General features: G+C 45.0%; 20 protein-coding genes. 19 read left to right on the top strand and 1 reads right to left on the bottom strand.

Going from position 1 to position 23,928, the window contains the following annotated elements; all coding sequences use genetic code 11:
* The first annotated feature begins 210 nt into the window (after window positions 1-210).
* The 16 genes from phoB to BAE46_RS11260 all read left to right on the top strand — a co-directional run bounded on the left by phoB (window position 211) and on the right by BAE46_RS11260 (window position 19,347).
* The gene (gene phoB / locus BAE46_RS11185) at window positions 211-900 is read left to right on the top strand and encodes a phosphate regulon transcriptional regulator PhoB (RefSeq protein WP_006002986.1); all 690 of its coding nucleotides are present in this window, start codon (window positions 211-213) and stop codon (window positions 898-900) included.
* 4 nt (window positions 901-904) lie between these two features.
* Window positions 905-2,218 (top strand): phosphate regulon sensor histidine kinase PhoR, encoded by a 1,314-nt coding sequence (gene phoR, locus BAE46_RS11190; RefSeq protein ID WP_006002984.1) that lies wholly within the window; start codon window positions 905-907, stop codon window positions 2,216-2,218.
* Between the two features lie 2 nt (window positions 2,219-2,220).
* On the top strand, window positions 2,221-3,294 hold the full coding sequence (locus BAE46_RS11195) for a PstS family phosphate ABC transporter substrate-binding protein (RefSeq protein ID WP_006002982.1): 1,074 nt from the start codon (window positions 2,221-2,223) through the stop codon (window positions 3,292-3,294).
* Window positions 3,295-3,605: 311 nt separating this feature from the next.
* Complete coding sequence (locus BAE46_RS14840) at window positions 3,606-4,196, top strand: hypothetical protein (protein ID WP_171901031.1); 591 nt, start codon at window positions 3,606-3,608, stop codon at window positions 4,194-4,196.
* A 218-nt stretch (window positions 4,197-4,414) separates the two neighbouring features.
* Window positions 4,415-5,695, top strand: coding sequence for a DUF3422 family protein (locus BAE46_RS11205; protein WP_006002979.1), 1,281 nt, complete (start codon window positions 4,415-4,417; stop codon window positions 5,693-5,695).
* 308 nt (window positions 5,696-6,003) lie between these two features.
* Entirely contained in the window at window positions 6,004-8,787 is a 2,784-nt protein-coding gene (locus tag BAE46_RS11210; RefSeq protein WP_070112841.1) for a hypothetical protein, read from the top strand.
* Window positions 8,788-8,976: 189 nt separating this feature from the next.
* Window positions 8,977-11,622 carry a TonB-dependent receptor domain-containing protein gene (locus BAE46_RS11215; RefSeq protein ID WP_070112843.1) on the top strand — a complete coding sequence of 882 codons (2,646 nt, stop codon included), beginning with the start codon at window positions 8,977-8,979 and terminating at the stop codon, window positions 11,620-11,622.
* 97 nt (window positions 11,623-11,719) lie between these two features.
* Window positions 11,720-12,763 (top strand): alpha/beta hydrolase fold domain-containing protein, encoded by a 1,044-nt coding sequence (locus tag BAE46_RS11220; RefSeq protein ID WP_070112845.1) that lies wholly within the window; start codon window positions 11,720-11,722, stop codon window positions 12,761-12,763.
* Between the two features lie 324 nt (window positions 12,764-13,087).
* Window positions 13,088-13,432 carry a PBPRA1643 family SWIM/SEC-C metal-binding motif protein gene (locus BAE46_RS11225; protein ID WP_006002970.1) on the top strand — a complete coding sequence of 115 codons (345 nt, stop codon included), beginning with the start codon at window positions 13,088-13,090 and terminating at the stop codon, window positions 13,430-13,432.
* Complete coding sequence (locus BAE46_RS11230; RefSeq protein ID WP_070112847.1) at window positions 13,422-13,820, top strand: DUF2784 domain-containing protein; 399 nt, start codon at window positions 13,422-13,424, stop codon at window positions 13,818-13,820. Before BAE46_RS11225 ends, BAE46_RS11230 begins: the two co-directional genes overlap by 11 nt.
* 164 nt (window positions 13,821-13,984) lie before the next feature.
* Window positions 13,985-14,764 carry a DUF3450 domain-containing protein gene (locus BAE46_RS11235; RefSeq protein ID WP_070112849.1) on the top strand — a complete coding sequence of 260 codons (780 nt, stop codon included), beginning with the start codon at window positions 13,985-13,987 and terminating at the stop codon, window positions 14,762-14,764.
* Between the two features lie 22 nt (window positions 14,765-14,786).
* Window positions 14,787-16,211: a MotA/TolQ/ExbB proton channel family protein gene (locus BAE46_RS11240; protein WP_006002964.1), complete on the top strand. Its 1,425-nt coding sequence runs from the start codon at window positions 14,787-14,789 to the stop codon at window positions 16,209-16,211.
* A gap of 15 nt (window positions 16,212-16,226) precedes the next feature.
* Window positions 16,227-16,754 (top strand): MotA/TolQ/ExbB proton channel family protein, encoded by a 528-nt coding sequence (locus BAE46_RS11245; protein ID WP_070112851.1) that lies wholly within the window; start codon window positions 16,227-16,229, stop codon window positions 16,752-16,754.
* Between the two features lie 89 nt (window positions 16,755-16,843).
* The gene (locus tag BAE46_RS11250; RefSeq protein ID WP_006002961.1) at window positions 16,844-17,248 is read left to right on the top strand and encodes an ExbD/TolR family protein; all 405 of its coding nucleotides are present in this window, start codon (window positions 16,844-16,846) and stop codon (window positions 17,246-17,248) included.
* Window positions 17,249-17,251: 3 nt separating this feature from the next.
* The gene (locus BAE46_RS11255) at window positions 17,252-17,857 is read left to right on the top strand and encodes an energy transducer TonB (protein WP_006002960.1); all 606 of its coding nucleotides are present in this window, start codon (window positions 17,252-17,254) and stop codon (window positions 17,855-17,857) included.
* 11 nt (window positions 17,858-17,868) lie between these two features.
* Window positions 17,869-19,347 carry a tetratricopeptide repeat protein gene (locus tag BAE46_RS11260; RefSeq protein WP_083256867.1) on the top strand — a complete coding sequence of 493 codons (1,479 nt, stop codon included), beginning with the start codon at window positions 17,869-17,871 and terminating at the stop codon, window positions 19,345-19,347.
* Window positions 19,348-19,404: 57 nt separating this feature from the next.
* On the opposite strand, the gene BAE46_RS11265 is transcribed toward BAE46_RS11260, so the two are convergent.
* Entirely contained in the window at window positions 19,405-19,641 is a 237-nt protein-coding gene (locus BAE46_RS11265; RefSeq protein WP_006002956.1) for an RNA recognition motif domain-containing protein, read from the bottom strand.
* Between the two features lie 160 nt (window positions 19,642-19,801).
* On the opposite strand from BAE46_RS11265, the gene BAE46_RS11270 reads away from it, so the two are divergent.
* From BAE46_RS11270 to BAE46_RS11280, 3 genes are all read left to right on the top strand, one after another.
* On the top strand, window positions 19,802-21,691 hold the full coding sequence (locus BAE46_RS11270; protein ID WP_006002954.1) for a bifunctional acetyl-CoA hydrolase/transferase family protein/GNAT family N-acetyltransferase: 1,890 nt from the start codon (window positions 19,802-19,804) through the stop codon (window positions 21,689-21,691).
* The gene (locus BAE46_RS11275) at window positions 21,688-22,611 is read left to right on the top strand and encodes a histone deacetylase family protein (protein WP_070112853.1); all 924 of its coding nucleotides are present in this window, start codon (window positions 21,688-21,690) and stop codon (window positions 22,609-22,611) included. Before BAE46_RS11270 ends, BAE46_RS11275 begins: the two co-directional genes overlap by 4 nt.
* A gap of 161 nt (window positions 22,612-22,772) precedes the next feature.
* Window positions 22,773-23,825, top strand: coding sequence for an aldo/keto reductase (locus tag BAE46_RS11280; RefSeq protein ID WP_070112855.1), 1,053 nt, complete (start codon window positions 22,773-22,775; stop codon window positions 23,823-23,825).
* Window positions 23,826-23,928: the final 103 nt, after the last annotated feature.

Below are 23,928 nucleotides of genomic sequence, written 5' to 3' on the forward strand. Positions count from 1 at the left end.
CTTTGATTTACAAAAATGGAGCAAGAGAGTAGCAACACCATGACGATGGGTCAAAGACTTGATCAAAATTTCTTGCTGTTGTCGCTTTGCAACACGTTGTACACTGTGAATATCATTCATTACTTGACATCTTTTGTGACTTGTTTCATAAAACTGTCACACATCACTCTAATACTATGGCTTAAATTTATGACGCGAGTGAAGAAAAAGATGTCCCGCACCATTTTAGTAGTTGAAGACGAGGCGCCAATTCGCGATATGCTTACTTTCGTATTAGAACAGGCTGGATTTACGGTGGTTGAAGCGCAAGATTACGACGTGGGTCTTGCCAAAATTAAAGAACCATACCCTGAACTGATTTTGTTAGACTGGATGCTGCCGGGTGGCAGTGGTATAAAGTTTGCAAAGCAGTTAAAACAACATGACGTCGCCAAAGATATTCCCATTATTATGCTAACCGCCCGCGGCGAAGAAGACGATAAGATTCGAGGGCTTGAAGCGGGCGCCGACGACTACGTCACCAAACCATTCTCGCCTAAAGAGCTAGTTGCCCGCATAAAAGCGGTGATGCGCCGAGTTACGCCCACTACTAAAGAAGAGCCTATAGAATTTAATGGCCTTGTGCTTGAGCCAGTGTCACACAGGGTGACTAGTTTTGATGAGGCGGTTGAAGTAGGGCCTACCGAGTATAAACTTTTGCACTTTTTTATGACTCACCCCGAACGAGTTTACAGTCGCGAGCAGTTGCTTGACAACGTGTGGGGCACTAATGTTTACGTAGAAGACCGCACGGTCGACGTACACATACGGCGTTTACGTAAAGCGATATCTGCTAATGGACACGACACCCTAATACAAACGGTTCGTGGTTCGGGCTACCGTTTTTCGGTTAAGAGTTGAGTTAATGTACTATCCTCAGTTTTGGTCGCGTACGCTGCTGCGATTCACGCTGTACCTAAGCGCTATTTTGCTAGTGGGATTTTTGTTTGACCACGTAATGCTCATGCTCATTTCAGCGCTGGTTGTAGTGCTTATCATAAATTATCTGCACTTATATAAACTCACCAAATGGCTATGGCATAGCAAAACAATGTCGCCGCCAAATGCCTCTGGTATATGGCATCATATCTATGAAGGCATATACTATCTGCAGCGCCGTAATAGGGCTAAACGTAAGAGTTTAGGCGATCTGGTAAAGCGTTTTCGTGAAGGTTCCGAAGCCTTGCCTGATGCCTTAGTGGTAATTGATAAAGACGCGCGTATTATGTGGTGTAATCGTAACGCCCGCATTGAGCTAGGCTTACACTGGCCTGAAGATAAAGGCCGTCGAGTAGACAATCTTATACGCCATCCCAGCTTTGTCGATTTTTTGCATAAAGGCGACTATCAATACCCCATTGAAGTCCCTGCTCCCACTAACCCAAACAAAATGTTCGAATACAGAATGATGGAGTACGGACAAGACCAGTTACTGCTGATTGCACGCGACGTCTCAAGGGTGTCTCATTTAGAAGAAATGCGCAAAGACTTTGTGGCGAATGTGTCGCATGAGCTAAAAACCCCGTTAACCGTTATAAATGGCTATTTGGAGGTGCTAGAATCTACGACTACCGACTCCCCCCCCATTGTGGGAAAGGCGCTGTCAGAAATGGGTTCGCAAACAAAACGTATGCAGGTGCTCATTGAAGACCTGCTTATTTTATCGCGTATTGAGTCCTCAAGTGACCGTATTTTTGAGAACGTGGTTGATATGCAGGCCATGTTAAGGCAGGTAGAAATAGAAGCAAACGCCCTTAATAAAATCAAAAAACATAGCATAAAATTCACGATAGACAATGATTTACGCGTATATGGAGTTGAACCAGAGCTGCGCAGCGCATGTTCCAACTTACTTTTTAATGCTATTCACTACACCCCTAGGGGGGGCAGTATTGAAGTAAAATTCAAACGTAAAGCCGGCGGCGCTTATTTTGCCGTCATCGACAACGGCGATGGCATAGAAGACAAGCACCTACGCAGGTTGACCGAGCGCTTTTACCGAGTAGATAAAGGCCGTTCTCGCACAACAGGCGGATCGGGCTTAGGGCTGTCAATTGTGAAACACGTACTTAACCACCACAATGCTCGCTTGGAAATAAGCAGCACGGTGGGAAAAGGCAGTAAGTTTTCGTTTTTATTGCCTAATGAGCTCATCGGCGATGATTGGGAAGACTTGTAGCCATGAATCGAAGCGCGCGGCGAAACCACAAGCTGAGTGGAAAATATAATGACCTTTTTTTCGTTGGTTTAATTTTATGCGCGTTTTTGGTAAATAGTCCAACGCTGGCAAACGAAGTTATTCCTACAGATAGTCTGTTAGAGCTGCAAGTGAGGCCGATAGTCGATACGAATGATTATCGATCTACTCCTGGCGTTTACGGCACTCTAAGTTCGGTGGGCTCCGATACACTAGCCGGTCTCATGGCTATATGGGCGCAGCGATTTCAAGAACTGTACCCACATATTAATTTCCAAATTCAGGCCACAGGCTCCGCCACGGCTAGCCAAGCACTTACTCAAGGTACCGCTGATATTGGCCCCATGTCGCGGGTTTTAAGCACGCAAGAAGTGGCTGCTTTTATTAATAAACATGGTTATGCGCCTACCACCCTTATTGTGGCGATAGATGCTATTGCGCTTTACACAGAAAAAAATAATCCCTTAGAGCGCTTAAGTTTGGCCCAAGTAGACGCGATGTTTTCAGCTACCCGCTTATGCGGCGCAAAACACGCAATAGTCGATTGGAGAGACTTAGGCATTAACAAATACGGCGCTAGCCGAAAAATTCAGCTATACGGGCGAAATTCAGCCTCGGGCACCTATGATTTATTTAAGCAAAAAGCCTTGTGCAACGGTGACTTCTTACAAACTGTAAACGAAATGCCTAGCTCATCTTCGGTAGTGCAATCCATAGCGTCTAGCGTTGGAGGGCTTGGTTATGCTGCGCTTGGTTATAAAAACGACAATGTAAAAATGCTCTCTATTGCAAATGAAAGCGGGCAATACTTTAGGCCAACCCCGCATAATCTACGTGCAGGTGACTATCCATTTACGCGCTATCTTTATATAATTGTAAATAAGCCACCTAATCAGGCTCTTACTACGCTCCCACGCACATTTTTGCGTTTTATAATGTCACAAGAAGGCCAGGCTTTAGTGGAAGAAAATGGATATTTCGCTGTTTCTGAACGGGTTATTTTGCGCCAGCTAGCGCAACTTGAGCCCAATTCGGTCGCTGTAGAGGTAGCACAGTAGCAATTTACTCACACTTTCAAGCCCTCAGTGCTTCGAAGGAATAGCCATTGTGAATTGGCCAGATAAAATAATGTTTGTGGCCAATTTAGAAAAATGCAATCAAGCCATCATTGATTGCTTGGGTGAAAAATATTAGAGAATTTTTTCTTAAAATGGGTGCGCAATATCAGCTCTATATTATATTGCAACATACACCGCGTTAATGATTACTTAGCGATGGTGATCCAGACAAATAAGTATCTAAACTATTAAATAGAACCTATAGTTAATCTAGTCCCAATTTCACTCTTAAAAAGATATGGAGAGCACCAATGACCAACTCTGCAACTGTTAAACCCTTACTCGATTCTCCTGCATTACTGCAATGTGAACAATTAGCACAACATGCCAACCTAAATGGAAAACGCGCAAGGGCATTATTATCTCTTAACAATGGAGAAAGTAAGATCATAGCCTCTGAAAAATCATCTTTGAACAAAGTCCAGGTTGGCTATCTAATTACGCGTTTTAAAAAATTAGGTATGACCATGTTTGAATCAGGTAATACTAAAAAAGCAGTCGCTGAAAAAACATCTGTAAAAAATACACTTACAAAAACAAGTGAGGCTAAGAAAACCATTTCGGTAACATCTAAATCGCCGAAGAGCGAAGCCGATATTACGCCAGTGGCTAATATAGAAGAAGCATCCATAGATGACGCTAGTGCAGACAATGAGTCTGCTGATGATGTAAAAAAAGCGAAAGAGAAAAAGAGCAAAAAATCAAAGAAAAAAAATAAATCTAAGCAAGACAAAAAAAATAAAAAAGAAAAAAAGAAAAAGAAGGAAAAGAAAAACAAGAAAGACAAAAAATCTAAAAAGAACGCTAAGAAGAAAAAGTCTAAGAAAACAAAAAATAGTTAGTTTTTTAAGGCTCTTTCGAAATTGTGCGCAGTTATATTGTTTGAGTTGGCTCGGTAATGCATTTGCGTATTACCGATAATCACTCAATATTAGCGTGAATTGTTTCCCCACCTTTTTGCGTGTAAGCTCATTTTTTATAAGATGCAGGCTTGTAACCATCCATTTTCATATCTGCTGCGTAAGCATATAGTGCCGTAAATCTTGCTGGAACCGATATTATGCCGTCAATTACCGACCACCCTCTGCGTTTTAGCTTAGCAAATGAGCTGCATGCACGGCCGTTTCCGTCCCTGTCGGCGCCTTGCGTGGCTGTGTTTCTTGCGGTTAAACAGCCAATGCGTGCTATAGCGCGGGATCGCGGCGTAGACCGAGCGCATCTGCTCAACCTGCTTGACCGCTTTGGTGCAGTGCACCCGTCACCTAATAGCAATCATTATTTCGGCAAAATTGGCCGTCACACCTTAAAATGGGAAAGTCACTCTGAGTTTGTGACCTACACTGTGTTCATTGAGCATCTATCAGAACGGGCGTTCGATCCGGCCGATTTCGAGGTTTTCCCTGCCGATTGGTTGTCTTTGGCACCTGGCGTTCGGATCACATCTGCTTTGATTCGGATTGAGACACGCAACTCTCAAGAGACTTTGAGCAGGGCAATTTCCGACTGGTTTGTTGGTGAGAGCGTAGCGGTTGCACGTGTTTTGGGCGATACCGCGACTATAGCAGGCGACTTTCGTATCGATGCGGCTGGACACTCTCGCTTTGCTGTGAGCGCTGATAAGGATATCGGTAAGCGAAGTCTAGGCCGCATTGTGCAGCGCCTGTGCGAAATTGAAACCTATAAGACTATGTCGATGCTAGGTTTTTCGAGGGTCGGCGAGATGTCGGGGCGTATGGGGCAAGTTGACGTTGAGCTAACCCGTCTGATTGAGGAAATGAGTGGTAACACCCTGCCGGCGCAGGATACTTTAATTGGGCTTTTGAAGGTCTCGGCTGAGCTCGAGGCAATGGTTTCACAGGCCTCATTCCGCTTTTCTGCCACCCATGCCTATGAAGAGATTGTGGTCCAGCGTATTGAAGTGCTGCGCGAGGAGCGATTTGAGGGACGTCAGATATTTGAGGAGTTTATGTCACGTCGTTATACCCCTGCGATGCGCACCGTAAGCAGCGCCGAGGTCAGGCTGCGGGCCATGGCAGACCGCGCGATGCGAGCAGGCGATCTGCTGCGCACGCGCGTAGACGTAGAACGCTCTACCCAGAATCAATCGCTTCTTGAAAGTATGGACCGGCGCGCGGATGCCCAATTACGCCTGCAGCGGACGGTAGAAGGCCTGTCGGTGGTTGCAATCAGCTATTACGCAGTGTCGCTGGCAGCCTATCTGCTTTATCCGGCTGCAGAGATGGCGCAGATATCACGAGGAGTAGTGACGGCAGGGGTAACTCTGCCGATTGTTGGTATTGTCTGGTGGGCAATGCGGCAAGTGCGCAAACGCCTCGATTGAAGAAAGCTGCGGCGGCCGACAATCTTGGCCGGTGAATATTTCCTGTTGCAAATAAGCCTTATAATGAGACCGATAGGATCCCTTGGTAACCCCATTGCTACAAATAAGCTCGACTCGCTGGGTTTTTTAAGGCCTGACTTTTATATCCAAACCCTTTATTACTCCCGCCAGAAAACACTTGCATGATTCAAATCCCTGTCTAGTATGAAAGTTTTGTGACAATGTTTGCTTGTAACAAATCTGTCATTTGCCTGCGCTACTCTCTCATTAATTCGAATACTTCTTACCCTTATGAGTTGGAGAGCAACATGAAACGCAACGGAATTTTTAGCATCTCACTAGTGGCTGCGGCCATTTCACTTAGCGCTTGTGGTGGCGACATTAATATTTCAGAAGGCGATGTTATTGATAACAGCGTTATAAATAACGATAATCAGCCCCCAGTAGCGCCGCCGGTGGACAATAACAGGGTAGGTTCGGCTAATTCGTTTTTAACGGGTCAAGTGTCTGCCGCGTTAGGTCAACAAATTGAAGTACGTGCAATTAGCGGCCGTTTAACGAACGCCGACGCCATAAACGGTAAAGTTACACTCACCAACGACACCGTATGGGCGCTTGAAGGTCCTGTTTTTATCGGCAACGATAAAGCTGACAGCACCACCTTAGAAATTGAAGAAGGCACTATCATACTAGGCAGAACCGGCGGCGATTATTTAGTGATAAGCCGCGATTCTAAAATAGAAGTAAATGGCACAGTGGCTCGTCCTGTTATAATGACCTCGCTGAACGACGTACTAGGCGATGAAGTAAGGGCAGGGCAATGGGGTGGCATGGTTATTTTAGGCAACGCCCCTTCTACTAAATGCCCCACCGATGGCTCTACGTGCTCATTACAGGTGGAAGGTGTAGCTTCAGGCGCGGTGTTTGGTGGCACCAACGACGCCGACAGTTCGGGTAATTTAAATTACTTAGTATTGAAATACGCAGGTTTTGAAATAGCCCCCGACAACGAACTAAACGGCATTACTTTTGGCGGCGTAGGCTCAGGCACCGAAATAGATTTCTTACAAGTGCACGCCAATGCAGATGATGGCATTGAATTTTTTGGCGGTAGCGTAAACGCAAAGCACGTGGTATTAACCGGTATACAAGATGACTCGGTAGACTGGGACAACGGCTATAAAGGCAAATTACAATACGTATACATCGAACATGCTGCCGACAATTCTGATGCAAACCGCGGTATAGAAGGCGATGGCGATGGTGGAGACGGTCCCAACTTCTCGCTGCCTACCTTGGCTAACATCACCATTATTACCAACAATTTTGACGGCGAAGACGACTCTGAAGGCGTATTGTTGCGCGATCAAAGCGGCGCCAAAATTTACAACATGCTAATTGCGGGCTCCAGCGGGACAGGCGAATGTTTAGAAATGGATTCAGACGATACCGTTCAGGGCAATCTTGGCAATGGTAACATTACTATTTCTCACTCATATATTTCGTGTGTTGAACCGTTTAACACGGTTGAAGGCGGTGTGGAACTTGGCAACTGGTTCTCCACCTTACAGGCCAATAACAAGGTAGTGGCGTTTGAGAACCGCGGCCAGCTAGGCTTGAATCAAGACGGTACCTTAACTGCGCAAAGCGAACTGCTAAGCGCAGGTACCAACCCGGCTAACATTGACGCATTTTTTACTGCCAATAACTTTGTAGGAGCCATAGGTGAGAACGATTGGCGCAGCGGCTGGGCATTTGGTTTTGGTGGCGGTGCAGTAACAGTTGTGCAAACTCCACTGGGCTGTCCACAAGGCACAAGCAGCATAGCGGCGGTTGACGGCAACACTAACACCTGTGAAATTACAGGTCGTATTACCAGTGATCTGCGCCTTGTAGAAGGCAATCACTATGCGCTTTCTGGCGCGGTATTTGTGGGCGGCGATAACAGCGACAGCGTAACGCTAACGATTGATCCTGGCGTAGTAGTATACGGCGCATCTGGCAATGACTACTTAGTTGTTAGTCGAGGCTCTGCAATTGAGGCTAACGGCACTGCCGCTAAACCTATCACTTTCACATCAAGTCAGCATGTAGCAAATGGTGTGGTTGCTGGCTTAGCCAATGGTGCAGCCGGTCAGTGGGGGGGCATGATAGTACTTGGCAATGCTTACTCAACGAAATGCCCAGAAACAGGCGACTGCTCGCTGCAGGTTGAAGGCGCGCAAGAGGGCGCTGTATTTGGTGGATCTAACAACACCGAAAGCTCAGGTACACTGCGTTATGTACGCGTTATGCACGGCGGATTCGAAATAGCGCCTGACAACGAACTTAACGGTATTACCTTTGGTGGTGTTGGATCAGGCACGGTGGTTGAGTATTTACAAGTGCATAAAAATGCTGATGATGGCATTGAGTTCTTCGGCGGTGCAGTAAATGCTCGCTACGTTGTATTAACCGGTATTCAAGACGATTCGGTCGATTGGGATAATGGTTATCAGGGTAAACTACAGTTTGTGTTAGTCAAACATGCGAGTGATAATTCCGACGCTAATCGTGGCATAGAAGGCGACGGAGATGGCGGCACTGGCTCACCGTTTTCAAACCCCACTATTGCCAATATGACTATAATTGGTAACACCTTTGACGGTGAAGACGACTCAGAAGGTGTGTTGTTGCGCGACCAGACTAACGCACAGTTATACAACGTTGTGGTAACGGGTCCTGCCGGCATGGGTGAATGTTTAGAGCTAGACTTAACAAACGATGCTGACACGACATTGCTTGGCAACGTTAACGGCAGTGCAAGTCCTCAAATGGTTTTTCAAAGTTCGGTGTTAGCCTGCGATGAGGCGGTGAAAAATAGTAGCAACAGTGCCTTTGACACCACAGCATGGTTCACTGCACAAGCCGGCAGCAGCATCGTTTCGGGCGGCATCGCGGCAGTACTTAACGGCATATACACCATTGATACCACCAGCCCAACTGATGTAAGCGCTGTTAATAGCTTCTTTATTAACACAAACTTTATTGGCGCAGTGAAAAGCGCTGATAATAACTGGACTGCTGATTGGACCGTGGGTTTAGAAGACTAATTCTGCGCCTTTGGGGATTAATTGAAGCAATTAAGTACGCTGAGCAACGATATTACGCCAGCGTACTTTTGTATCAGACGGGTTTGCATACCGGATTACTAGCGTGAATTTGCACATTATAAAAACGCAGTTAGCTTTTGTAAAATAGTAAAGAACGTCCACATAAATCAGTAGTGAATGAGGTAACACATGTTGTTAGGTGCAAAACAGTATCCGCTGTTTACAATCACGTTAATGGTGCTAGCATCCCTTACCGTCACAAATATTAGTAGCGCTCAAAGTACAAATGAAGAAGCTATTGAAGAAGTTGTGACGAAAGGTACGCGGCTTAAAGGTACCGCGACGGCGGTGATTGAAGAACGCAAAAATCAAGCCTTCGTGGTAGACATATTAGGCGCAGATCAAATATCACGCACTGGGGATAGCGATGCCGCGTCGGCACTTCGCCGGGTAACGGGTTTAACCTTAGTAGACGGAAAGTTTATCTACGTGCGCGGATTAGGCGAACGATATTCAAGTACCTCGTTAAATAGTGCGGCGGTGCCAAGCCCCGATCCAACAAGAAACGTTATCCCGCTAGATTTATTTCCCGCTGACATTATAGAAAGTTTGTCGGTGCAAAAATCATACTCACCCTCTATGTCGGCGTCGTTTGGCGGCGGTAACGTTGATATACGCTTAAAGTCTATTCCTACCCAAGAAGTATTCAACATTAGTTTAGGCACGGGCTATAACGCAGACAATGGCAGTAATGGTCTTACTTATAAAGGCGGAGATTCTGACTGGCGCGGCAAAGACGACGGCAGCCGTGCTGCACCCGCATTAATCTTGCAACGCTGGGAAAATAAGCAGTTTTTAGATAACCTCGACCCTGACTTCGCGCGGGATATATTTATATCAGTAAAGCGCAGCTACGACCCATTAGCAGAGTCTATCGGCCCCGACGGTAGCTTCAATCTTACCTATGGCAACAGCTACGATATTACTGACAAGTGGCGGATAGGTTTTTTGTTAGCTAATGCTTATAGTAATAAAACAAGAGTAACGCAACAGTATGAACTACAGCAGGCCGATCGCATTGGCGATGAGATAGAGTTAGTGCGCTTTTTTGACGATATATCAGCCACTGAAACTACCGTTCAATATTCAAATCTATTCACCTTTGGTGTTGATTATAATCGCAACCATCAGCTTGACTATAGCTTAATTGTATTGAGTGACACCCGAGACGAAATACGAGAACAATTTGGTAACACTGAGAATTTAAGTGTAGGGGAAAATCTGCGTATTCGTGATGTGGTGGTTGAATATGAAGAACGCAGAATGTTTACGAATCAGCTTAAAGGTAAACATACCTTTCCCGAATATGACTTTATTGGCTTTGACTGGCGCTATTCATTGGGTCGTTCACTGCGTAATGCGCCTGGTAACTTTGAATCACGCTTTATTATTGAAGATGCAAATCTAGACAGTATTTTTGACATCAACAGCGAAATAAGTTTAACTAATGCGCCTACTGCCGCGCGCTATTCGTTTCAAAATTTGAACGATAGGCTGGAAAACTTCGGCTACAATTTTAGCTACCCAATGAGCATTGAAAATTGGGAAATGGAGTTTAAGTTTGGCGCTGACTTTGTGACTAAGTCACGAACGGCGCAAAACCGACGCTTTGATATTAATACACGCGCTTTTGCTAACGCTGAGATATTACAAGGCAATACCTTTTCCAGTATTTTTAGTGATGAGGTTTTGTTAAATGCACAGCAAACCGGCAGTGCCGTTATTCGCGATACAACCATCGCAGGCGATGATTACGTTGCTGGTCAAAAAGTGGATGCCTATTATGTTGAAGGTGATTTCTTCTATAAAAACCAGTGGCGCCTTAGCGGCGGCGTTCGCTTTGAGGACTTCAGGCAAGTAGTCGCGCCATTTGACCCCAGAACTGGCAAATTTGACTTAACTGAAAACGGTTTAGAAGAGCTTGCTTTTTCCGAGAGCGACTTTTACCCTGCGCTAGCGCTGACCTACATGCTTGGTGATGCGATGCAGTTTAGAGGTAGTATTGGTCAAACTGTGGTGCGTCCCGACCTACGCGAAGTGAGTTCAGCCACTTATATTGACCCGTTAACAGGCTTTCCTATTGCCGGTACACCGGGCGTAAAAACAACCTCTATCATCAACCTAGATTTGCGCTGGGAATGGTATCGCGAGGCTGGTAATAATATCTCGGTGGGTCTTTTCTATAAAGATATGGACAATCCGATTGAATCTGTGCAGTCACCGGCCCAAGATGGTCCGCCGCTTATACGCATAGCTAACGCTGAATCGGGCTTTGTATACGGCCTTGAAATGGAGTTTTTGCAAGGTCTAGACATTATGGGCGACGGTGTGTGGGACAACTTATTTGCATCGGGGAATATTACCTTAAGCGACTCACAAATAGTGCTAGATAGGCAAAGCATTGTTGAACTAACAGGCGTGTCGGCGGCTATAACCAACACCAAAAGGCGTTTAACAGGGCACTCTCAATTTGTGGCTAACCTGCAGTTAGGTTTTGATTCTGACAACGGCGAGCATTCTGCTTCATTCGTTTATAACGTGTTTGGTGAGCGGATCCTTATTCCTGGCATAGATGGTTTTGCAGATAGTTTTGAGCAGCCGTTTCATTCATTTGATACGGTATACAAGTACTATCCTAACTTCAATACGACCATTACGGTTAAACTTCAAAATCTGCTTGATCAAGAAAAAAGGCTAGAATTTGAAGACGTATTACTACGTTCTGAAACCCGGGGCCGTGAATTAAGTTTATCGTTTAAGTATAATTTTAAATAGCGCGATTTTCTTAATTCAGAAATTTTTTATCCAAGCTTTTGGTGGGTAGTCTAAGCTATTTACGATAATATACCCACACGTAAAACAGGAGTAAAAAATGAGTAAGATCAACGACGATATAAGAATAGACCCTCGTATTAAAGCTATTTTTGGCAAAGTAGCAATGGGCGGTAGCGGTAACGTTGAAAACCGCGAGGCTGCCCTAGGAGCGGCCAATACCGACAGAGCCATCGCTACCAGAACTGCTATAAGTGGCTTTTTGAACAGGTGTGATAATGAACAAATAGCGCCTTCAAAGGGTCTTGCTATTAGCACCAAAATCTTCTCGTCAAAGCCTAATGGCAACGCGGTTAAGGTCTTGTTCATACGTCCTGATAATGACCAAATAGTGCCCTGTGTTTATTATATTCACGGCGGCGGCATGGCCACTATGTCTTGCTTCGATGGCAATTATAGAGCATGGGGCAGAATAATGGCGGCGCAAGGAATAGCGGTAGCCATGGTCGATTTTAGAAATGCTTTAGTGGCTTCATCAGCCCCAGAGGTAGCGCCATATCCAGCGGGTTTAGATGATTGTGTTGCCGGCGTAAAATGGCTGAGTGAAGAAAGTGAATCACTGTTGATCAATCCAAAGCGCATTGTGGTGGCTGGCGATAGTGGCGGCGGCAATTTGGCGATTGCGACCGCGCTGCGGTTAAAACAAGAATCTAAGCTTGGTATTATTGCCGGAATATATGCACTTTGTCCTTATATTGCCGGGCAGTGGCCGCTGAAGCAAAATCCATCTTCAACTGAGAATAACGGTATTTTGCTCGATCTGCATAACAATCAAGGCGCTATTATTTACGGCATTGACGAGTTCACTAATCGTAATCCTTTGGCATGGCCTGGCTTTGCTGATATAAAAGACGTAGAAGGCTTAGTGCCCACGATGATAAGCGTAAATGAGTGTGATCCACTGCGCGATGAAGGCATTAATTTTTACCGACTGCTTTTAAAAGCAGGCGTTAATGCAAAATGCCGCCAAGTCATGGGCACTATTCATGCTACTGAGGTGTTCCCGATCGTGTGTGTTGATATTAGCCAAGATACAGCTTCAAGCATTGCTCATTTTTGTGCGTCAATCCCGACAAGAGCTTAATGTTTAGATTATCGTATATATATTTCATAAATACGCCATTAAATCATCGTTATTTCTAAAGTTTTGCTGCTAAGGCGTCGAAATAAAACATAAGAAATAACACGCAAAAGTCATTGTTCTGGTCTTTGTTGAGCTGACAACGCGCTATACGCCGAAAAAGGCTCTGGTAGGAATCAGGCGATGTTAGAAAGTTAGGGCGCATTGCTAACACTTCCCCCAACAATTGTGAAAACGGTAGGCTGCTTGTGCGCTTCGCGGTACAATTAGTAAAATTTATTGCTGCGACCTAAATGGTCACCGTTTTTACCACAGTTGGACCCACACATGTCAGACAAGTTCTTTTTCAAAGGCCGCCAAGATGCGCGTCAAAATACCCTCAGGTTTGGCTATAAAGCAAAAGTTAGCCGTATTTCAGGGAGCAAAAAATACCCGCTTATGCTAGTTGTGATCAATGAAGCTCGCAAGCAAGAAGTCCAAAGCCTAGTGGATGAGGCAGGGTTGCATGCTCATATTAGCGTGGACAGCAACGAAGGTGCGGTAGAGTCTATTTATGAGCTTAAACTAGTGCTAAATAAGCAGCGCGCGGTTACGGTAGAAAAAGTGACCGCACGCAACGAACCCTGCCGCTGTAGCAGCGGTAAAAAATATAAAAAGTGCTGTGGACAGTAATTTCTTTTATCTATTAGCGGCAGATGCCTTACTCGTAATCCACGTGTTGTTTATTATGTTTGTTGTATTTGGCTTGCTGCTAATTTTTGTAGGAAAAGTACGCCACTGGCAATGGATAAGGTCTGTTAGGTTTCGTATTGCACATCTTATAGGCATTGGCATTGTGGTTGTGCAGTCTTGGCTAGGGATAATTTGCCCGCTCACTACATGGGAAATGGCCCTGCGAGAACAGGCGGGTGAAGCGGTTTATGCAGGCACCTTTATTTCTCACTGGCTATCAACTTTGTTGTATTACCACGCCCCACCATGGGTTTTTGTATTTGTGTACAGTGCATTTGCCTTACTTGTTGTATTAAGCTGGTTTTGGGCCCGTCCTAAGTCTTTCTAAACTCCCATTTAGCCTTTTTTTCAAGCGTCACTCCCGTGCGTCAATTATGACAGATTTGTGAAGGTATCATCTTTGCGCAAAAGTGTAATAAAACTGTCACAGAAAATACCTATCCTCATCGCGTTCACTTATTTACCTTAAAATTCAACTTTTCAGGAACGCATATGAAGGTTTTACGACCACTATTGACTGCAACGGTATTAAGCACGCTGGCAGTGACTGCAGTAACGCCAAATGCAAATGCGCAAGAAGCGCTTTACTTAGATCAAGCGAATAAAGCCGCAATACAAATAAATGCGGCTGCTCAGCGTTCACAAGATAATATAAACGCCATTACTGAGCAAATTGACAGCAAACTCGCACAGTACAAAACCTTGATGAAAGAGATTGATGGCTTGGCCGTTTATAACGGTCAACTCAACAAGCAAATAGTGAGTCAAATGCAAGAAATGGACGACATAAACGCATCAATTGATGAGGTAAGTGTTATTGAGCGCCAAATAACCCCGCTTATGATGAACATGATAAGTGGTCTAAGTCAGTTTGTTGAGCTTGATGTGCCTTTTTTAGCGCAAGAGCGAAGCGATAGAATCGCCGATTTGAACGCTATGATGGACAGAGCAAGCGTGGCGCCATCAGAGAAATTTAGGCGTGTGATGGAAGCCTACCAAGTCGAGATGGACTATGGGCGCACTATTGAAGCTTATAGCGGATTTCAAAATATAAACGGCAGCGAAACTAATGTCGACTTTTTACGCATCGGTCGCACCGCACTTCTATATCAAACCCGCGATGGCAGCGCTCAGGGTGTATACAATAAGCAAACTCGGCAGTTCGACGCGCTAGATTCTAGCTACCGCACACAAATTACGAAAGGTCTACGTATGGCCAGAAAAGAACTTGCACCCGATTTGATCATGGTGCCGGTGGCTGTTACCGACTAATTTAGGGCGAAAGAGAAGCATTATGAAATTAATCCACACTTTGCTACAACCATTAGCCAACTTGGCTTGTATAGTCTCATTAAGCGCTATATTAGCGTTAGGCGTGCACGCGCAGGACAATGAAAAAGCCTTAGATTTAGATGCCTTACTAAAGCAGCTAGAAGAAGGCAATTTTTCACAAACCCAGCAAAATCAGGTCCGTGAAAATGAGTTTGCCGCCAAGCGCGCCGACCAAGATCGTATTTTACGTGAAACTTTAGCCAAGCGCGACGCGCTGTTGGACGAGTCTGAAAAATTAGAAACCAACTTCGAAGAAAACGAGTTTAAACTTGGTGATTTAAACGGTGCTCTCGACACTCGTTTAGGCTCGCTCAAAGAACTTTTCGGCGTATTGCAACAGGTGGCTGGCGATACCAAAAATAAGTTTGCAAACTCTATTATTAGTGCGCAAATTCCTGGCCGCGACAACTTCTTAGACCAAATGGCGCAGTCTATGGGATCCTCTTCAAAGCTGGCGTCTATTGATGAAATTGAAAGAGTTTGGTTTGAAATACAGCGTGAAATGACCCAAGCCGGCAAAGTCACGAAATTTAATACCGTGGTGATTGAAGCAAACGGTGACAAAGTGAATAAAGAAGTCACGAGAGTAGGACCTTTCGCTTTAATCGCTGACGGTAAATACTTAGAGTTTGACAATAACACAAGCACTGTTGCAGAGCTTATTCGCCAGCCAGCCGGGCGCTTTTTAAGCACGGTGTCTGCTGTGGAAGCATCAAGTGGCGATTTGGTGCGCTTTGGTTTGGATCCCACAGGAGGCTCTATTTTAGGCTTGTTAGTGCAGGCGCCCAGCATAAAAGAGCGCGTAGAACAGGGCGGTTTAGTTGGCTACATCATATTAATAGTGGGTGCGATTGCTTTATTACTGTGCTTTGAACGTTTAATTAGCTTAACCATTGTGCGCACCAAGGTTAACAAGCAGCTTAAATCAACTACCTTTACAGACAACAACCCGCTTGGGCGCGTTATGCAAGTGCGCGATAAATACCCGCACGCTGACGTTGAATCACTTGAACTGCATTTAACCGAAGCTATATTAGGTGAAGTCCCGCGTTTAGGCCGCTTTTTAACTATTATTAAAATTATATCGGTAGTGGCGCCGCTTATGGGTTTACTCGGAACGGTCACCGGCATGATTGTGACGTTCCAAGCTATTACGCTATTTGGAACTGGCGACCCTAAACTGATGGCCGGTGGTATATCAACCGCGTTAGTGACCACCGTATTAGGGCTTGTGGTGGCGATCCCCACTACCTTGTTTTACGCCATGCTTAATACGCGCAGTAAAAACATCGTGTATATCTTGCAAGAGCAAGCGTCTGGGGTTATCGCTCAGCGCGCTGAACAGGTCAGCGCAAGAGCAAGCACAACTTCTCGTAAGTTAGCGTAACTGAGGTGTCAGTGCATGATTGAAATATTTGAATCAATCAGGGATTTTACGGAAACCGGCGGTCAAGTACTACTCGTGATCGGCCTGCTTATTTTCGTGATGTGGTTGCTTATTTTAGAGCGAGTTATGTATATACAAATAACGCATAAGCAGCTTAAAAAAAGCGTGGTTGCCCAGTGGATGTCGCGTAAAGAACGCACTTCTTGGAGTGCAGAGCAAATTCGCCAAGCGTATATTTCGCGTCTTAGCATGAAGTTAAACGGCAGTATTCCCATCATTCAGGCGCTGGTGGCTTTGTGTCCTTTGCTTGGCTTAATGGGCACCGTTACCGGCATGATTGAAGTGTTTGACGTAATGGCGATCACCGGCGGTGGTGACGCTCGCTCTATGGCATCGGGTGTGTCAAAAGCGACTATTCCCACCATGGCCGGCATGGTAGGCGCACTGTCTGGCGTATTTGCCTCTGCTTGGTTAATGCGAACATCAAAGGCCGAGCGCACTCACTTAGAAGAAGCTTTGCCCTTGGTTAGAAATATTGGTTAATGCATGCTTAAGCAAGCGTCACCGCGATTTTAAGATTATTTTTGCAATAACGCTAAATGGCACACAGTCAGCAAAATAAAGGAAATACTATGAAGCAACATTTTCAAAATTTGATGGACGAAGAAGAAGCAAACATCGATATGACGCCTATGCTAGACGTTGTATTTATTATGCTTATTTTCTTCATCGTAACTGCTTCTTTTGTAAAAGAGTCAGGTATTGATGTAAATCGTCCTGAAGCGTCTACCGCGGTGAAAAAGGATAAAGCCAGTATATTGGTGGCTATAAGCGAAAATAATGAAATCTGGATAAACAAACGCCGTATAGATGTTCGCGCGGTGCAGGCTAATATTGAACGCCTTCACGCCGAAAACCCACAGGGGTCAGTGGTAATACAGGCGGATAAAAAGTCGACCACCGAAACGCTGATGAAAGTACTAGACGCCACAAGGGCCGCTGGCATTGACGATGCCGCCGTGGCGACGCAAGACTAGCTTATGTTTCGATATGTAATTGCCTTTGCTGCTGCAGCACTTATCACGTTAGGCCTGTTTTTTTTAATGCAGTCGCTAATTCAATCCAGTGGCAGTGCGTTAACTGAGCCTGCCCAAGGTAAAGTGCTCGATTTTGTGCGGATACAGCCCGAGCAACAGACGCAGCAAAAAGATCGCAAGCCCAGAAAACCGCCCAAGCCTCAAGAGCCGCCTCCGCCAATGGAGGCTATGCAAATGGATGCAGCCGCACCAGACGGTGGGCAAAGCGGCCTAAATTTTGCCGCCGACCTAAGCAGTGATATTTCGCTCGACGGCGGACTCTCATTAGACTCGGGAGACGGTGAGTATGTGCCTATTACCAAAGTACAGGCAATTTATCCCCGCAGGGCTATGCAGCGCGGCATTCAAGGCTATGTAATTGTTGAATTTACAGTGAATAAAACAGGCGCGGTGCAAAACCCCGTGGTGGTAGAAGCAAATCCGCAGGGTATCTTTGAGCAAGCTGCGTTAGATGCAGTAATAAAGTTTAAATACAAACCACGTATGGTTAATGGTGAGCCAACTGCCGTTGCTGGGGTTCAAAACCGTATTACCTTTGAGATTGAGTAAGGCGACATTAGATGACGATGAGATTTTATCAATCACTTAGCGTGAATGTACCAAAAAAGACGCGAGAATTCTGCTTACGCTGCATCAGCGCAGTAGAATTAACAGCAAAAACTATTATGCTGCGATGTCAATCCTTCAAAGCGCGCTTTAACGCCCTAGCATTCAATGTGTGCACACTTAGTGTCTTAGGCTTTACGGTTATCACTGGCGTGTTTATGGTTGTGCCTGTTGTTTATGCATCTGGCCAAATCAGCGGTTCTTCATCAACTGGCGCAATGGGGCAAACGGACGCATCCGCTAGCGAGCGAGAAACGCGCACAGTCCCCGCTCTAAGATCTACCGTGTATGAGCAGCTTGCGCGCGCTCAAAAAATAGCCGATGAAGGTGACATATCCGGCGCCTTAGCGGTACTTGACGCTGTAAAAGAAAAATCATTTAGCATGAACAGCATAGAGCGTGCAACCATGCACAATTTTTATGGTTTTATCTATTATTCACAAGACGATATTCAACGCACTATAGCCTCTTTCAAAGAAGCGGTGGCGCAATCGCCCATTCCCATTAGTTTTGAGCAAACCGCGCTATACAGTTTAGCGCAACTCAGTATGGCGCAGAGCCAATTTAGTGATGTTATTACTTACCTAAAAAGGTGGGAGTCACTTAACCATGGCCTTATCCCCCCCCAAAACTACATTTTGAAAGCACAGGCTTTATACCAAAACAAGGCCTATGAAGAAGCCGCATATTATATTGAAAGCGCCATTAAAGGGCACGAAGACGAAGGTTTTCTGCCGGATGAAAACTGGCTAGTGCTGCAGCGCGCTATTTACTTTGAAATGCAGGCGCCTGAAAAAGTAAAAGATATCATAATCAAATTAATTCGTTTATATGAACAACCCAAGTATTGGATTCAGCTTGCCGGTATGTACGGCGAATTAGAACAAGAAGAGAAGCAGTTCGCTACGATGGAAATTGCCTATCACAGAGGCTTCATTAACTCGGCTTCAGACACCTTTAATTTGGCGCAGCTTTACTACTATCATGGTGTGCCTTATAAAGGGGCTAAGCTGATGGACCACGCTATAAAAACAGGCTTACTAGATGAAAACTTGCGTAACTTGACGTTTTTAGCTCAGGCTTGGCAGTCGGCGCAAGAAGATGAAAAGGCAGTGCCGGTTATGATAGAAGCGGCGGCCTTGTCGACCGACGGCAAACTCGACGCCCAGTTAGCGCTGCTGTATTACAATTTAGACAATTTTGAAAAAGCGATAGACACAGCAAATAATGCGCTTACAAAAGGCAGCTTAGACAGACCTGGCGATACTCATATGGTGCTCGGCCTATCGTTATATGCCACACAAGATTTTGTAAATGCTTTAAATGAACTTGCCAAGGCCGAGGAGTTTAACAGCAGCCGGGCAGCAGCGCGCCAGTGGCGTAAATTTGTTGAGAAAGAAAAAGTAGCGTTCGCCCTGCTAAGCGAACTGTGAGCAGAGCCTAAAATGTACAAAATCTTAGGCAAAAAAAGTTGTTAGTAGCCAAAGTGCTTAGTCAGCCGCCTTCACTCTAATTTTATTATTCGCTATATTAGCATGATGCAAAGTGGCAATCGCCGCATGTGCTTGCTCTTCATTAGGCATTTCGATAAACGCAAACCCTTTTGACTCCCCTGTTTTTTGATCAAGCACTAAGGTGCACTCGGTCACCTCACCTTGGGCCGTAAATAATACCGATATTTCTTCTTGCGTAGTAGTACGCGCTAAATTGCGAACGAGGATTTTCATGCTGTGCCTATTATAGTTATGTTATAACTGTAATATTACAGCAAAAAGCAAACAGCAGGAAATAAACATCGGCTACCTTAGTATTATTTACAAATACCCCAATAGCCATAATACTGGCGTATAAATATTTAAAATTCATAAAATATAAAGGAGTGTTTGCATGCAAATGGTTAAATCACAGTTTAACAACGCGATTGAATGGCATACCGTGTTGAAATCGGGTAATCGCGTGTTTATTGGTTCAAATGCTGCTGTCCCTAACGCCTTAATCGATAGTTTAATTACCGATGGCAAAAAAATAGAAGATCTGGAATTAATCCACATTGCCACATTTGGAAAGAACAAATGGGCGCTGCCTGAGTACAAGAATAGATTTAAAGTGAACACCTTTTTTATTCATGGAGATGCGGTTCGCCAAGCTGTAGATGAAGGTCGAGCCGACTACACGCCTTGCTCTTTTTCCAGGATCTCGACCTTATTTAGCGATAGTACTCTGCCCCTAGACGTCGCCTTAATTATGGTATCGCCACCGGACTCACTAGGTTATTGTTCACTTGGGGTGTCGGTCGATATTGTGATGTCGGCAGCGCGTAATTCAAAGTATATTATTGCACAAATTAACCCTAAGATGCCGCGTACCGCAGGGCATTCGTTTTTACATATAAGTGAATTTTCAGCTTGTATTGAGCATGCCCAAGACATACCGGAAATGACGGTGGTTGAAGGCTCAAAAATCAGCGACCGGATTGCTCAATATGTAGCAATGTTGGTCAGCGATGGCGCTACCATTCAGCTCGGTGTAGGCAAAATTCCCGATGCTGTGACGCGCTATTTGCATACCCATAAAAATCTAGGCGTACATAGTGAAATGATAAGCGACGGCATAGCCGAACTTATGCAAAAAGGGGTCATTAACAATCGCGAAAAAACCTTTCACCCGGGTAAAACCGTCACTAGCTTTTGTGTGGGCAGCGACAAGCTTTATCGCTTTGTGCATAACAATCCTCATGTTGAATTTTATCCATCTTCCTATATTAATAAACCAGCGAATATTGCTAAAAATAAAGATATGGTGTCTATTAACAGCGCCATTGAAGTGGACTTAAGCGGGCAGGTAGTAGCCGACTCTATCGGCTATCAGTTTCACAGCGGTATTGGTGGGCAGGTCGACTTTGTAGAGGGCGCGTCTAAAAGCATAGGCGGTAAACCTATCATTGCATTGCCCTCCACGGCTAAAAACGGCACAATATCTAGAATTGTGGCAAACATTAGTGAAGGCGCAGGTGTGGTGACTTCTCGCGGTGATGTGCACTATGTGGTAACGGAATTTGGTGTGGCAAGCCTGCGTGGAAAAAGCGTCCGCGAGCGAGCTCTAGAGCTCATTCGGGTTGCGCATCCTAGTTTTCGTGAAGGCTTGTTACAGCAGATTAGACGCCATTTATGGGTGCCTGATTATCAAAAACATTTCCCAACTGACGTGCCAGAGTTTGGTGACATGCAGCTTCAGCCGATTATTATTGACGCTGAAAAATTCTACCTGCGTCCGCTTAACCCTTCCGATGAAAGACGCCTGCAAGAGTTCTTCTATTCACATACTAAAGAAACCTTAAGGTTGAGGTATAATTATATTCCTCAAAACATGACGCGCGAAAAGTCCTGCGATTTAGTCAGTGTGGATCAATCAAAAGATATTGCTCTAACCATTGTGCAGCAAGAAGGTTCTAGAACCCGAATTGAAGCCGTTGGGCGCTACTACTTATATCCCGAAAAATCGTGTGAAGTGGCTTTTGTGACACGAGAGACCAATCAGGGAAAAGGAATGGCGAAGCGCTTACTGCAAGAAATGATATACATTGCCAGCGCTCGGGGTTTGAAAAAAATGTTTGCCATGGTTAAAAGCGAAAACAAAGCAATGATTTTTGTATTTGAACACTTTGGTTTTAAACGCGTGTTTAATGCCGATCCCGGGGAAATCGAACTAGTACGCCATCTATACAGTCCAGCGATGGGTGATGAAATCCAGAACGCAGAAAAAGGAACTGTGCAATGACCGTCACTATTATTGGCAGTCCAAAATGTAATCTACACAACATGGGTAACGATCATCCTGAGCAATCTGCGCGCTTGCATCAGATTAACGATCAGCTTATTGCCTCGGGTCTTGAATATGTGGTTCATTTCGCGAATTCGCATAAAATAGATATCGCTACCTTGAAGCTGGCTCACGATAATGACTTTGTTGACCGCGTTATTAGCAGCGCACCCACGCAAGAAGGAGAGCGAGTGTTTATTGATGATGACACCTCGCTGATGTCAAAAAGTCTAGATGCGGTTTTACACAGCGCAGGCGCGGTAAAAGACGCTGTAGATTTAATTTTAGCGGGTAAAACGAGAAGCGCTTTTTGCTCGGTACGGCCGCCTGGACATCATGCAGGGTATTCTAATTCATCAGGGTTTTGCATATTTAACAACGTGTCAGTGGGTGCAAAATATGCGCTCGATGTAATGGGTCTTAAGCGTGTCGCGATTATCGACTTCGATGTGCACCATGGCGATGGTACTCAAAATATTGTGGAATCTGACGAACGAATTATGTTTTGTTCTTCTTTTCAGCATCCTTTTTATCCTTTTAGCGGCGACGGTCCTACGCGTGATACCATATTAAACGTGCCTATTGCAGCAGGCACCGGCGGTGAAGATTATCGCTTGCTAGTAGCACACTGGTTTGAGGCTTTAGATAAATTCAAACCCGAACTTATTTTCATATCAGCCGGTTTCGACGGTCATGCTGAAGATGAAATGGGCTACTTACGTTTAGTTGAAGGTGACTATGTCTGGTTAACAGAGCAAATAAAAATGGTAGCAGATAAGCACTGTAATGGTCATATTGTGTCAGTGTTAGAAGGCGGCTATGCCCTAAGCGCACTGGGCCGAAGTGTGGTTGCGCATCTTAAAGTTTTGGCAAAATAGTTTTTATAGAAGCGTGGCTTTGTGCCTACGCTTACTACACAGAAGAGCAAATGGCATTTAATGTAAAAAATACGTTCCTAAATCTAGGCAAGTACGTAACTAACCACCGATGAGTATTAGCATGCTCAACATTTTATTTTTCAAATATTAGTAGGAAAGCGATGCGATATTCACCACTAGGAAATTCAGGTTTATCAGTTTCAAGAGCATGTTTGGGAACGATGACCTGGGGGATTCAAAATACTCAAGCAGAAGCCGACAGCCAACTAGCATATTCTCTTGACGCGGGCGTCAATTTTATTGACACCGCCGAAATGTACCCAATACCTCCTACCCAAGCGACCCATGGTAAAACTGAACAGCACATTGGTCATTGGTTATCACGCAACAAGCAAAAACGTGAAGACCTCATTATTGCCACGAAAATTGTGGGCGCAGGCTTTAGCTATGTGCGAGACGGCAGCCCAATAGCAAGCAGCAGCATAGCCATTGCTATTGATGATTCACTGGCTCGCCTACAAAGTGATTACATAGATGTGTACCAACTGCATTGGCCTAATCGCAGTCATCCGCACTTTGCTAATCATTGGCCAAATAAACTCAAACCCTCAACAACCGATGTGGCTGAAGAAATTGAAGGTATGCGTGACATTTTAAGCGGTATCAAAAAAGCCATCGACAGTGGGAAAATTCGTCACTGGGCGCTTTCAGATGATACGCCTTGGGGTATTCTCACTTACTTGCGCTTGTGCGCAGAAATGAATATTCCCAAGCCTGTGTCTATTCAAAATGAATTTAGTTTATTACACGCTAAAGATTGGCCCTATTTGATCGAATCGTGCGTGTTTGAGAATATCGCGTACTTGCCATGGTCACCGCTAGCTAGTGGGATGCTGTCAGGCAAGTATGCAAACGGCGCGCGCCCTAAAGGCAGCCGCTGGACGATGCTGCAGCGCAATGGTTTATTTCGCGATAATTTACAAAGCCAGGGCGCTACAAAAGCATACTGTGACATTGCTATAAAATATAATATAACACCAAGCCAACTGGCGCTTGCATGGGTTGATCAAATTGACGGCGTGACCTCCACCATTATTGGCGCGACGACTATGCCTCAACTACGTGAAAACCTTGCGGCATTTGAGATTACACTGCCCGAAGAATGCTTAAAAGAGACTGCGCTTGTATTCAAGCAGTTTCCAGCGCCATTTTAACGCAATAACGGATATTAGGTGAAATAACGAGTCGAGCCGAGTCATACCTAAGCGACTCGCTTTGTATTTTTTATTTGCCTTTTTGCGTATAGTTAGCGAAATT

Source organism: Glaciecola punicea (assembly GCF_001756615.1).
In the GTDB taxonomy this organism is placed as follows: domain Bacteria; phylum Pseudomonadota; class Gammaproteobacteria; order Enterobacterales; family Alteromonadaceae; genus Glaciecola; species Glaciecola punicea.